The 12980-nt window shown below is 61.3% G+C and carries 9 protein-coding genes; 3 read left to right on the top strand and 6 right to left on the bottom strand.

The window, feature by feature from the left end; translation table 11 throughout:
- The first annotated feature begins 102 nt into the window (after window positions 1-102).
- Together BUC24_RS09490 and BUC24_RS09485 are read left to right on the top strand one after the other, a co-directional pair.
- On the top strand, window positions 103-990 hold the full coding sequence (locus BUC24_RS09490; protein WP_073215053.1) for a LysR family transcriptional regulator: 888 nt from the start codon (window positions 103-105) through the stop codon (window positions 988-990).
- Window positions 991-1076: 86 nt separating this feature from the next.
- Entirely contained in the window at window positions 1077-2171 is a 1095-nt protein-coding gene (locus BUC24_RS09485) for an ABC transporter substrate-binding protein (protein ID WP_073214231.1), read from the top strand.
- A 22-nt stretch (window positions 2172-2193) separates the two neighbouring features.
- On the opposite strand, the gene BUC24_RS09480 is transcribed toward BUC24_RS09485, so the two are convergent.
- From BUC24_RS09480 to BUC24_RS09470, 3 genes are all read right to left on the bottom strand, one after another.
- The gene (locus BUC24_RS09480) at window positions 2194-4500 is read right to left on the bottom strand and encodes a zinc dependent phospholipase C family protein (RefSeq protein WP_143167444.1); all 2307 of its coding nucleotides are present in this window, start codon (window positions 4498-4500) and stop codon (window positions 2194-2196) included.
- Window positions 4497-4802 (bottom strand): hypothetical protein, encoded by a 306-nt coding sequence (locus tag BUC24_RS09475; RefSeq protein WP_073214225.1) that lies wholly within the window; start codon window positions 4800-4802, stop codon window positions 4497-4499. The genes BUC24_RS09480 and BUC24_RS09475 overlap by 4 nt, the downstream gene beginning before the upstream one ends.
- Window positions 4803-4922: 120 nt before the next feature.
- On the bottom strand, window positions 4923-8096 hold the full coding sequence (locus BUC24_RS09470) for a DUF748 domain-containing protein (RefSeq protein ID WP_073214221.1): 3174 nt from the start codon (window positions 8094-8096) through the stop codon (window positions 4923-4925).
- 434 nt (window positions 8097-8530) lie between these two features.
- Between BUC24_RS09470 and BUC24_RS09465 the strand changes: the two genes are divergently transcribed.
- Window positions 8531-10399, top strand: a complete 1869-nt coding sequence (locus BUC24_RS09465) for a peptidoglycan DD-metalloendopeptidase family protein (RefSeq protein ID WP_073214218.1) — start codon at window positions 8531-8533, stop codon at window positions 10397-10399.
- Between the two features lie 67 nt (window positions 10400-10466).
- Here BUC24_RS09465 and BUC24_RS09460 read toward each other — a convergent pair whose 3' ends face one another.
- The 3 genes from BUC24_RS09460 to BUC24_RS09450 form a co-directional block, all read right to left on the bottom strand.
- Window positions 10467-11102, bottom strand: a complete 636-nt coding sequence (locus BUC24_RS09460) for a CCXG family PEP-CTERM protein (RefSeq protein ID WP_073214215.1) — start codon at window positions 11100-11102, stop codon at window positions 10467-10469.
- A gap of 115 nt (window positions 11103-11217) precedes the next feature.
- Window positions 11218-12513 carry a DUF445 domain-containing protein gene (locus BUC24_RS09455; RefSeq protein WP_229448120.1) on the bottom strand — a complete coding sequence of 432 codons (1296 nt, stop codon included), beginning with the start codon at window positions 12511-12513 and terminating at the stop codon, window positions 11218-11220.
- A complete protein-coding gene (locus BUC24_RS09450) occupies window positions 12482-12979 on the bottom strand; it encodes a pyridoxamine 5'-phosphate oxidase family protein (protein WP_073214208.1) in 498 nt (165 codons plus the stop codon). Before BUC24_RS09450 ends, BUC24_RS09455 begins: the two co-directional genes overlap by 32 nt.
- Between the last annotated feature and the right edge of the window lies 1 nt (window position 12980).

The raw sequence follows: 12980 nt of genomic DNA, 5'->3' as shown, positions 1-12980 counted from the left end.
GTGGCTATGCCGATACAGTAACGCTGGGTCAGACATGGCGGAAGACGCACCATGTGCAGTGTATGAGTGCATGCAACGCCAGGTGTGCGCTACACTGCCAGCATGTCCATCCCTGATTTCAACTTGCTGCTGACGCTGGACGCGGTGCTGAGCGAAGGCAGCGTGGTACGGGCTGCCCAGCGGCTGCACCTGAGTCCCTCTGCCATGAGCCGTGCCCTGGCCCGCTTGCGCACCACTACGGGCGACCCGCTGCTGGTGCGCGCCGGCCGTGGCCTGGTGCCCACGCCGCGCGCCATCGAACTGCGCGATCAGGTCAGCCGCCTGGTGCACGAAGCCGAAAGCGTGCTGCGCCCTGCCAGCGCCGTGGACTTGTCAAGCTTGCGACGCAGCTTTACGCTGCGCGTGCGCGAAGGCTTTGTTGAAAACGTCGGCGCCGCCTTGATTGCCGACGCTGCCCGCGCCGCACCGGGCGTGCGCCTGTCTTTCATCCAGAAAAGCGACAAGGACAGCACCGGCTTGCGGGACGGCCGGATTGATCTCGATACCGGCGTGGTCGGCAAAGAAACGGGACCGGAAGTGCGCACGCGGGCGCTGTTTCGCGACCGTTTCGTGGGCGTGGTGCGGCCCGGCCATCCCCTTGCACGCGGCAAGGTGACGGCGGCGCGTTACGCTGGCGGCCAGCACATTGCGGTTTCACGCCGCGGCCAGGCGCACAGCCAGCTCGATACCGCCCTGGCTGCCCTGGCGCTGGAACGTTCGGTGGCCACCGTCACCGGCAGCTTTGCCAGCGCCCTGGCCCTGGCAGCGCAATCGGACCTGATCGCCACCGTGCCAGAACGCCAGACTGGTGTGCTGCGCGCGGGGCTGCACACCTTTGTGCTCCCCTTCGCCTTGCCCGAGCTGACCGTATCGCTGTTGTGGCACCCTCGTTTCGACGCCGATCCGGCGCACCGCTGGCTGCGTGCGCTGGTCCTGGCGCGCTTCCCTTGAAGGCGTGCAAAGGAAAGTTTCCGTACAGCGCGGATCAGTGATAAATTTGCATTAGAGAAATTGATCATTCGGATGGAGGCAGGCGCGTGCGCAGTCTTGTGATCGTCCTGACCATGTTGTCATGCGTGGCCGCGCCAGCACGGGGCGCGGACGTGTTGCGCATATTTGCCTGGCAAGGCTATGTGACCGCGCAGGATGTGGCCGCCGTCAACCGCCTGCTCCAACAGCGTGGCATCGATGTGACGGTGGCCATGAGCGCCAGTTACGCCCAGGGACCGGAACAAATGTTCCAGGTGATGCGGCAGAACGGCGCCGACCTGAGTTTTCTGACCGTGAACTACATCCAGATGCAGGATGGGCGCATCGGGCGCCAGCTGCAGCCTGTCGATGTGGCCCGCCTGAAAAACTACCGCCACACCCTGCCCCAGTTGCGCGCCCTGCCCATGGGGATGAGCAAGGGGCGTCCCCTGTATGTGCCCTTCGGTGGCGGCGCGTATGGAATCTGGGCCAACATGGATCAGCTGAAAGCGGCGCAATTGCCGCGCCGGCTGCACGACTTGCTGGCGCCGCAATGGAAACACCATCTGGCGCTGTCTGCGGGCCAGGTCCAGCCCAACGTCGCGCTGGCCTACATGGCCAGTGGCCAGCCGCCCTTTGTGCTTGATGACCTGGTGCGCCAGGATCGCAGAGAGCGCGCCAAACAGGAATTGGTGCACAGCGAGGCTAGAACCTTCCTGCGCGCACTGTATGGCCAGGTGGCACAGTTCTGGTATGAAGCGCCCCAGTTTCCAGCCAGCGATTGGCTCGTGGCCAGCTATGGTCCGGAGATTTCAGAGCGGCGCGCGCGCGGTGAACGCTGGCGCATGGTGCAGTTTGAGGAGGGCAATACGGTGTGGCTGGACACCATGAATCTGCACAAGAATGTGCAGGGAGCGAAGCTGGCAGCGGCCTATCTGTTCATGGATTACATGCTCAGCAATGCCGTGCAGCAGCGCGTGGTACACAGCTTGAACATGGTCGCCGTCACCCGCACGGTCGACAATCCGCTGTTGCGCGAGAACCCGAATTTCTTCCGGTCCTCGCACTTCTGGCCACCCTACACCAAGCTGTCGGACAACTTGATGCGGGCCATGTCGGACCAGGCCATGCCGAAGCGGCAAGACAAGGGAAGGCAGCGCTAGCCACCTTCCCTCTTGCTGCCATCTACATGCCGAGCAATTGCATGAGCGACGGCATCACCTGCAGATAAGCGCAGGTGCGGTCATTTTCGTCGGACGGGAAAGGCCTGCCGACGCAAGGACGGTATGGATAGTCGTTGGGCAACAGGGCCGGGAACCCGATCAGTGCCGGTGCGTCAATACCGGGCGACAATGGACCAGTGAACAAGGCGCGGAACAGCGAGCTGCGCACGTCCGAGCGCCACGGAATGAATCCGGCTGGCGCTGCGTACGATGGCGGCTGCTTGTACGAGGCGCCGCCCTCGTAGTTCGGCCGCTTGGGTGGCAATGCCATCCACTGGTGGTTGCCGTCGATGCTGGCAAACGCGCCAGCGACAACATTGTCGGTCGCGGCAAACGGCGCGTTGGCGCCCACACCGGCCTGCTCGGCCAGACGGGTCAGGCCGGCTTTGTCCAGCAGGGCCAGCTTGGCGAGCGTGACGGCATTGCGCGCCACAGCGTAGCGGTCCGGATCGAAGTAACCGTTCTTCAGATACATCTCGGCACGCACGCGCGCTGCCATGTCCGGAATGCTGATCAACTTCTTGTCGACGCGCGACTCAGGCTTGGTGAAGTACATATTCAAGGCATCATCGGTCATGTCGGTCTTGAACAAGCCAATCAATTGCCTGACTTCGTCGGACAGCAAGTGGTTGAGGATCTGATCGGTCAGTTCCGCCTTCAGGTTTTCGATCTGTTCGTTCTTCCAGGCTTCGATATCCGATGGACTTGGCAGGCCGAACAGCTCGCCGACCGAGGTCAGTTCGTCAGCCAGCTTGGTGACCCGGTCGACGGCCCAGGTGAAGTCCTTGGCGCCATCCATGACGGCACAGCCGCTCACTTCCAGTGGAATGCCAATGACACTTTTTCCGTAACAATCGATCCAGCGCGTCATCGGCGCCAGCGCGTCCGCATTGGGATCGGTGGAATTGAGGATCATCTGGCTGGTTGCCTTGGTGTACTCCAGCATGCCCAGGTCCAGATCGTTGCGCCAGCCCAGCAGCGCGGCCTTGATGGGCGAGGTGTTGCTGCCCATGCGCTGCGCGAAATCGATTTGCGCGTTGGTCACAATCTGGATCAGTTTCTGGCCCTTTACGGCAGCGTCACGGATGCCGACGGTCAGGTTGATCAACTCCTGGCGCTTGTTGGCAGCACTGTCATTCAAGCCCCTGAGCTCGGCGTAGATCTTTTCATTGATTTCCCTTTCAACTGCGCTCAGGACCGCACTGCATAACGGGTCCAGCCACTTCGGCGGGCACGACTTGCTGATGAGCCGGCTATTTGCCTGCGCAATCCGGATACTCAGGTCCACCACCTCGTGTTCCAGGGTATTCATCCGATTTGCCGTCGACACAAAACCCTTGAACACGCGATCGTCCAGGCCGCCTGCGGCGTTGACGATATCGTTGAACGCACTTTGAACGTTGTCTTCCTTCCTTTGTAGCTTGGGAATAATTACGTTGGCGCGGTCAATGATCTTCTGGCTGTTCGCTTGCGACAGATTGATGTTGAACTGCAGGGCGATGATGCGCAGGACGGCGGCATCGATCTGGTTCCAGCGCGGGTCTTGCGCCAGGCTGTCGATCCCTTTGCGCAGCTTGTAAAAAGCGGCCAGGTGCGCGCCCGTGGCAACACTGCTGTATTGCTGGTACACCGTGTCGTTCATGACCAGGGTATCGCGCGCGAAAGTGCCGAAGGCGTTGGTTGGCTTGACCACGCTGGTCACCGGGCCCAGCACTTTGCCGGTGTGATCGGTCAACGGCGGGGTCAGCTTCGAGATGAAGCCTTCCAGCGCAATGTGGCGTTCTTCCACCAGAATTTCGCGGTCCTCCAGCAGGAAAATATCGCCGGAGTACTGATTGACGTAGGTATGGGCAAAGGTATCGGCCGCCGCGTGTCCCAGGTAACCATAGGTGTAGGCCTTGGCGGGCGCATTGGCGCGCGAGTTGTCGAGCAAATGCTGCAGCCAGTCATTGGTCTTCCAGCCGTGCTCCAGGCCCGGGTGGACGATGGTCTGCCCTACGATCAGGTCGGGCGCCGAATCGGGACCGATATTGCCAAGCAAATAGTCGGAACGGTTGGCGAGAATGGCATCGCGTACATCGGCAGGCACGTCGAGCGTGACGCTGCGGCCGTTCAGACGGACCGTGATTTTGCCGTCATCGGCCAGATCGTTGATGACTTGCTGACCAACCCAGATGTGGGTGTCGGCCTTGAATGCCTGGGCAGCGGGCACCAGCGCGCACGCCAGCGTCAGTGCCAGCGCGGCCTTGCGGATCAGGGCCAATCTCATTGTTCAGCCATGCCGTAGCTGACGATGACGCAATTCACACCCACCACGTCGTAATAGATGAACATTTTGGAGCCAGAAATTTTGGCTGCCATGACGGTGGCGTACAGGCGATTATGATCGGTGACGGTGGCGGTCGCTGGCAAGCCGACTGAACCCATGTTGCAGGTCGATGGCGTGAACCAAAGTGCCACGCCGCGCTCGCTGTAGCTCTCCAATTTCCAGCTCGATGGCACGGCCGTGAAGCCACTCGAGGCATTGGCGGCACCGCAAACCAGCATCAGCGCACAGAATAATTTTTTCATGGTTTTTCCCTAGATGGAACGGCCAGCGTTCTCTTTTGTCAAAAGGGAAAGATCATAAGGGCAACATTAACAAATGGCAAGAAAATTGTGCATACAAGCAAGGCCTGTGCACTCTGTACATCATCGCAGGGCGAACTCGACCCGCGGTCCGGACTTCTTCCCGTTCTTGTCGGCCGCATCCGCGCTGTGCGCCGCCACGATGTACACCCGCTCCTCCTTCACCTGCCCGTTTTTGATCAGCCAATCCTTGGCGGCCTGGCTACGGCGCCGCGCCAGACTTTGCAGATCGTCGTCGTCGACTTCCACATTGGCCAGGATCATTTGCTCCATGTCGGCATTGGTGAGCGTCTTCGGCAAGCCAATCACATTGCGCGGCTTTTTGAAGGTCTCGGCCTTGAAGGCGCGCGCCAGCAGCGCCGGGTATTCTTCGGCACTGACCACCACCCCGCCGGACGGCAGTTCCGTACCGGCTTCCTGCAGGTCGCGCGTCTTGATCGTGCGCAGTTTGCGCTCCAGGCTCACCTGTTTCAAGGCATCCAGGTCGACGGCCGGATCGGCGTGACCGGCAATGTCAAGCTTCAGTGCGGGCCGTTCCTGCAAGGCCTTGGCCAGGGTGCCCATGGTGTTTTCCCCACTGCTGCTGATGGTGGCGCGCCCTGCATCGAAAGGCAGCGCCGACAGTTCCTCGGCACTGCCAAAGGCGGAAGCGAGCAGCGAGAACGGCGATGTCACCGTCTTCATGATGGCGTTGCCGATGATTTTAAGGATGATCCCGCCGATCGAAAATTGCGGATCATCGAGGGTGCCGCCGACCGGGACGCTGATATCGATGATGCCGTTGCGGTCACTGAGCAAGGCCACCGCCAGGCGCACTGGCAGCTTCTTGACCTCGGGGTTGGTGCTTTCGCTGCCAAACGCGAGCTGATCGAGAATGAGGCGGTTTTCCGATTGCAATTGACGATTGTCGAGCTTGTAGGCCACCTCGAACGAGAGCTTGCCCTTGTCGATACCGTAGCCGACATACTTGTCGGAGTAAGCCGACAAGGTCGCCAGTTCGATGCCGCGCACCTCGGCCTTGACGTCAAGGAACAAGTCGCGCTTGAGCGGATTGATGCGCCCGGCAATCGAGAGCGGCGCGCCATTCACGACCCCGCGCAGGCTCAGCTCGGCGTTGGCGGCCGGATCGGACGACAAGCCGTTGACGCTGCCGCCCAGCTGCTGCAGGCTGGCCGAATAGTTGGGGCGAATAAAATTGTCGGTAAAGCGCACGCGCCCGCCTGACAGGGCCAGGGAATTGATGCGGATCGGCGGCAACGGAGTAGCGGGCGCTGGCGCCGGCACGGCCTGCGCAACCGGCGCCGGGGCGGCAGCGCGCTCACCGGCATCGGTCAGGCTGCGCTCGCCGCTGGCTTCGGTGCGGCGCACGTCTTGCAGATTGATGCGGCCAGTCGGGTCGATAATCACGCGGGCAAAAAAATCCGACAGCGCGACCTTGTCCACCGTCATGCTAAATGGCGCGATCTGCACATCCATCCCCCCCAGCGCCAGGGACTTCCAGCTGACGAAGTCGCTGGCGCTGGCCTTGTCCACCGTGGCCAGGCGCTCGATGCTGGCGTCACCTATGTAGCCGCCGCTCAGGTCGCCTTTGGCATCGGCTTTCAGCGCCACCCTGCCCTTGCTGGTGAACAGGGCCTGGGTCAGGCGCAGATTGACCGATTCGCTGGCGTAAGGCTGCAGCGGCAGCAGGCTGACCTTGTCCAGCGCCAGGGCCAGGTCAAGCTGCAGCGGCGCCAGTGCCAGCGTGCCGTTCGCGTCAATCTTGCCCATTTTTCCTGCGCCGCTTTGCAAGGCCAGCTGCATGGGCGCACCGGCTGCTGACGAGAATGCCTTCAGGTCCAGCGTGAGGGGCGCAAATGCCATCTCGATGGGTTCGGCGTGGGTGCGGTCATCGACCTTGAGGGACCAATGTTGCAGGCCGATCTTGTCGACGGCGTAGGCATACGCGGGCTCGGCCGGCGCGGTTGCCGCCGGCGCTGCCTTGTGCGCGGGTGCCGTGTCGCGCCGTACCAGCAATTGCGCGCCGTCAGATGCAATGGCAGCGATGGCCACAGTCCTCTTGCCCGTATCGGCAGCAATGCCCTGCACGGTCAGATTGCATTTTTCTAGCTCGGTCTGCAAGCCGGGTTCGGCGTAGTGCAGCAGCGCATCGCGCAAACGCAATTCCTTGAGCGTCACGCGGACGCCCGGCCCCGGTTTGGCCGGGGTATCCGGTGCAGGCGGCAGCGCCGGGCCGCCCAGCTGCGCCAGATTCAGACTGCCGTCTGCGGCGCGCACGATGGCGGTATCGAGGCCATCAAGCGCAATGCGGGCCAGGTCGAACTTGCCTGCAAAAATATCCAGGCTGCCCAGGCCGACGTCGAGTGACGCGAACTTGAGCATGGGTTTGTCTGCGCCGTCGCGCACGGCAACGTCCTTGAGCTGGAGCTGACCGCCAATTACCAGCGAGGCGCCCTTGTCGTGCGGCTGGCGGAAGCTGGCTGTCAGGCGCGCGTCCAGGCGCGCGCCAGTGACCTTGAATTGCGGCTGGTACGGCAAATACGCCAGATAGCGCGGCAGGTCCACATCGTCCAGTTGCAGCTCGAGCGCCATGTCCTTGGGGTCGGCAAACGGGCGTGCCTTGCCCTTGAGCAGCAGCGGCGCGCCGTTGATTTTGGCCGACAGCAGCGGCTCGACAAATATCTGGACCTGGGCCGGCATGGACGAGAGCGATGGAATGCCCAGACGCAGCTGCTCCACCTTGTGGGTGCTGCCAGCGGGCTGGTCGTCGAACACGATCCGGCCAGCCTCGATCGCAATATTGTTCAAGGAAAAGCGCGCCGGTTCCGGTGACGGCGGCGTGCTGGCGAGCAAGGCAAGGATGTCGTCAATGCTGTAGTGGCCATCTTGCGTGCGCACCAGATGCAGGTAAGGCTTTTCCACGCGCAATTGCTCAATCACAGGCGCCATGCGCCACAGCGAGGCGGCGGCCAGGTCCAGCCCGATGCGCTCGGTGCTGACGAACACCTTGCCGCCCTTCGCTTCCATCATCTTGATACCGCGCACCGACAGTGCCAGCGTGTACGGGTTGAAGTCGACGGCCTCGATGGTCAGCTGGCGATGGAGTTTTTCTGCGGCCAGACTTTGGGCCTGGCTCTTGATAATGGCCGGAACAGCCAGAAAGCCGAAGGCGGTGTACAGCGCAAGCAGTGCAGTTGCAGTCCCGGCGGCGCGGAGGACATAAAGACGAGTGTTCATGGCCGACACTTTGCCATCCGGACACGTCCTTGTCCATGAAAATGGACTGAGGCAAAGAAAAATAATCCGGGTCAAACGCAAAATAACGATTCACGAAGTTATTAATTAAATATCGTCGGCTTGCATTAATTCAATTAAGAAAATATTCGCTGCGCCAAAGTGAAAGAATGCGGTCATCATGTCGCCGACTGGATATACGCGCTTGGTCACGTGCGCGGCCCACGCCATAGGGAAGCCAATAAAATCAAGGATATACACGAAAAATTCATTGTGTATTTAACACCAAAAAGTATTGACGCGCTATGTGAATGCGGGGATTATCCGGCCACTGAATCGAAAATCAATCTCCCGGCAAAACAGCTGTCTGACCTGGTTTTCAGATTGGTCGCCATTTAACTGAATCACCACAAAAATTAATCTAGGAGAATAATATTATGACTGCACCAAAACTGGTCTTGAGCGCCCAGCCCGCCGAAGCGGGCGCGATTGTGTATCTGCCCTTGTCGCCCAAAACGGCAGGCGGCGAAGCCAGCGGCCAGGTGGCCCTGAAGATCACCATCAAGAACAATGAAGCCAAAACGGTGACCATGAAAAACCTGGTGGTCTCGTTTATCGGCGCACCTGTGCTGCCGGCCGTGGCGATCCCGCTCCTGGTGGGCGTGAAGAATCCTATCACCAATGTGGTGGAAATGAAGCCGCTGCAAATTGCCGCCGGCGCCAGCGTGTCCTGGTTCTTCCAGCCTGAAAACAATATTACGGTGCCAGTGCCGGCCCCCGGTCAGATCAAGATGAGCATCAGTGCCGACACCTTCGCCGATGCCGTCAGCCTGAGCATGCCCCTGAAACCGCACACCAGCCCGGTGGCTGGCGGCTCTTACGATTTTCCTGCCAAGGCGCAGGACTTCCGCATGGGCGAATACTGGTCCGGGCGCGCAGAATCGCACGCGGCCGCGGGCGACGGCAGCCAGCTGTTTGCTTACGACATGGGAGTCATCGCCTTTGACAAGGCGACCAATGCCTGGAATGACAAGCTGCCCGGCAAGGATGGCAGCTTGAACAGCCACTACCGCATTTATGGCAAGCCGATTTATGCGATGGCCGACGGCACCGTGATCGGCTTCAAGAACGATATGCCGGAAAACACCAAGATGGGGACCCAGGTGCCCACGCCCAATCCGGTCGAAGGCAACCATTTCTGGCTCCAGCATGGTGACGAAGCGGTGGTCTACGCGCACATGCAGCCGGGATCGCTCAATCCGGCATTGACCAAGATCGGCGCCGTCATTCAACGGGGCCAATTCCTGGGCCTGGCCGGCAATTCGGGCAATTCGACCAACCCGCACTTGCACATCCATGCGATCGAGGCCAACAAGCCTTGGGGCGGCCCGCTGCGTCCCCTGCCCTTCCGCAATCTCTACATGATTGACCGCAGCGCACTCAAGCCGCCCAGCCCCGAGGGTAAATGGGTCAAGGGCGAAGACCTGGGCTTTTCCAGCACCCCGATGGCCGTGTGGCCCGCGACCACCGCGCCCGCCTGGTATCCACCAGGCTGGGCAGAAGTGAGCCGCAGCGGCATTCCCGAAGCGTCCTACCAGGCCGAGTTCGACCATGCCACCGGCGCCGGCTACCGGCCAGTGTGGGTCGATGCGTATGAGGTGAATGGCAAGGTGTATTTCAACGCCATCTTCCACCCCAATGATGGCCACGCCTGGGCAGCGCGCCACGGCATGAGCGGCGCCCAGTACCAGGCGGAATTTGACGCCCGCTCAGCCCAGGGCTTCCACCTGCATCAGATTGAATCCTATTTGAGTGGCAATGAAGTGCGCTATGCCAGCATTTTCATCAAGAGCGCAGCCACGGCGCGCACCGCTTACCACGGCCTGAGCCGCGATCAGCATCAGGCCCGCTTCAATGCGCTGACGGCGGACGGCTGGCGCCCGATCAACATCAGTGTGGTGTCGCCGAACAATAAGCTGTGCTATGCCGGCCTGTATGAAAAGCGCGATGTGGGCGGCTTCTTCGCCAAGAGTTTCCTTACGCCTGCCGAGTACCAGAGCCAGTTCACCGCCAACACCAATGCGGGCCGCAAACTGATGTATCTGAACGCCTATACCCACGCTGGCACGCCGCACTTTACCGCCATCTGGCAAGAAAAGGCGCCTGCGGTACTGGCACGCCACGGCCAGGACGCGGCCCAGTTCCAGGCTGAGTTCAACAAGCAGATGGCGGAAAACCGCCGCACCCAGTTCATCACTGGCTACGAAGAGGCGGACGGCCACCGCTTTGGCGCGGCCTGGGCCTGAGCCATGAAATGAAAACAGCGCGGCGCCTTGCGGCGCCGCGCTGTTTTTCTGCCTGCTTGCCTGGTGATCAGGCTTGCGGCGTCTTGCGCCGGCGGCTGGCGCCAATCAGGCCCACACCCGTCAGCAGCAGCGCGATCGATGCTGGTTCCGGCACCACGCCGTTCAAGCCATCGGTACCGGCAAAGCTGGTCCAGTTGCCACCGGCCTGCTGGAATTGCACCTGCTGGGCACCGTCGCAGCAACCTTCGAAGCCGACGATGGTCACAGTGTGGTTGCCCGCGGCCAGGGCGCCGGCGCCTGCCAGGAACTGGGATGGATTGCTGTAGTTACCACTCCACCACATGTCGTTTGACTTGAAATCAACTGCAACACCGTCAATGAACATGGCGCCACCGAAGCCGAAATCAACACCGGCGCGCACGGCCATGCTGGTGGCCGCTGCCAGGCTGAATTGGATGGTCGACTTGAACGCAAAATTCGAATTGCCACCGAACAGGGCTTGATGGCTGATGCTGTCGTAGCTGCCGACCAGTTGCGACGCGTAGCTGGCGTCAAGCAAGGCGCTGTCGACTGCGCTCAGGTAGGCGGCGGCGCTACCCAGGAACGGTGACGTCGCGCTGGCAGTTTCGATCTTGATCACACTGGCTTGGGCGCTGCCGCACAGGGCTGCTGCTGCAAAGGCAAGAATCGTCAGTTTTTTCATTGTTATGGTTCCCCGTGATTTCCAAAAGAACAAACATCTTGCCACGGGAATACTAATTAAACAATGCCTTTGCGACATTTTAATAATTTATGGGCAACTTATTTGCAAAAATGCCTCAAAATAGCAAGCCGACCGCATGTAACAGCAGGCCGACCATGCCGCCCACCAGGGTGCCGTTGATGCGGATATATTGCAGATCGCGGCCAACGTGCAGCTCGAGCTTGCGTGTGAGCGTGTCGGTATCCCAGCTATGGATCACGCGCCGCACCAGGTCGACGATCAGTACCCGTTTGGCGACAATGGTATCGGCAGCGAAGGTGCGGATCCATGCGTTGAGCTTGTGCTGCACGGCCGGGTTGCGCGCCAGCGCACTGCCCAGGGCCAGCAAGGCTTGTTCCAGATGGGCCGCGATGCGCGAATCGGGCTTGCTGGTGTCGGCCAGCAAGCGCTGGCGAATGTCGTCCCACACCTGGCCCATGTAGCTGCGAAACATGGGGTGGCCCAGGGTGCTGTCCAGCAGGCCCCGTAACTTCTGTTCGTACTCGTCGGACGTGGCGAGATTGGCAATCAGCTCTTCGGTCGCGCTCTGGAAGCGTGCCCGCCACTCGCTGTCCTCGCCCTGCATGTCGTCCAGCGTGGATTGCACGCCCGCCATGAGGCGCTCGTAAAATTTTTCATCGATGGCCTTGGGCAACCAGCGCGGACTATGGTCATGCACTTTTTGCCGGATGTAAGGCCGGTGGCGCTCAAGCGCGTCGGCCACCAGGCGTAGCAGATTTTCCAGCAGCACATGATGCTGGCGTCCTGCGGCCAGCACGCTGAGCAAGCGTGACAGCAAGGGCGCCAGCTTGACATTGCGCATCGCCCCTTCCAGCGCCTGTCCCAGCACGTCGGCCGCATCCTTGTCGTTCGCCATACGCAGCAGGACGGGCACGGCGCTGCTTACTTCCTGGGCCACCGCGCGTGCATTGCCGGGATGCGCCAGCCATTGCGCCGCCGCGCCGGTGAAGTCAATGCGTGACAGTTCGCCATGGACGACGTCGTAACTCATGAAGTTTTGCTCAAGAAAGCTGGCCAGGTTATTGCCGATGCGCTCCTTGTTGGCGGGGATGATGGCGGTGTGGGGAATGGGCAAGCCGAGGGGGTGGCGAAACAGTGCCGTTACGGCAAACCAGTCGGCGATGGCGCCCACCATGGCCGCCTCGGCAAAGGCGGCCACGAAGCCCAGCGCCGGGCGGCCCGGTTCCAGCAATTTGGCAACCACAAACAGCGCTGCCATCAGCAGCAGCAGTCCGGTGGCCAGGCGGCGCATGCGCGCCAGGCCTTGTGCCTGCACCGCCTCGGCCGTCATGGCCGGCCCTGCACGCGGGCCGGACCGTTCAGAGCTTGAGGCGGCCGTGTTCGCCGTCATGGGGCTTGGTCCCGGTCAGCACCGACTTGGCCATCTGGTACAGCTGGACCATGCTGCTGGAATTGGAATCCCAGTACTCGGCCGTGTCGGACACCACGCGGATCAGGACGGCGTGCGGGTCGTCGGGGCCGGCGGGGAACCAGGCTTGCACCGCCGCATTCCAGCGCGCCTTGATTTCCTCGCGGTCGACCACGCGCTCGGCGCGCCCGCTGACGGACACATACACACTGTCGTCGGGGTTGGCGAAACTCAGATTGACGTCGGGCTGGGCAGCGATGTTTTCCCAGATATCGGCCTCGGTCGAGGTATAGAACCAGAGATTGCCTTCGCTGTCGATGTCCTGGCACGTCATGGGGCGGCTGATCAGGTGGTCGTACTGATCCACGGTAGTAAACATGGCGAATTTGATTGCTTTGACTTTGGACTGGAGTTCGGCAACCTGGCTGGAGTGGTCGTAGGCGGACATG

This window comes from Massilia sp. CF038 (assembly GCF_900129765.1).
Taxonomy (GTDB): domain Bacteria; phylum Pseudomonadota; class Gammaproteobacteria; order Burkholderiales; family Burkholderiaceae_D; genus Telluria_A.
Note: the sequence above shows the minus strand (reverse complement) of the source record. Positions and strands in the feature narration are given on the sequence as shown.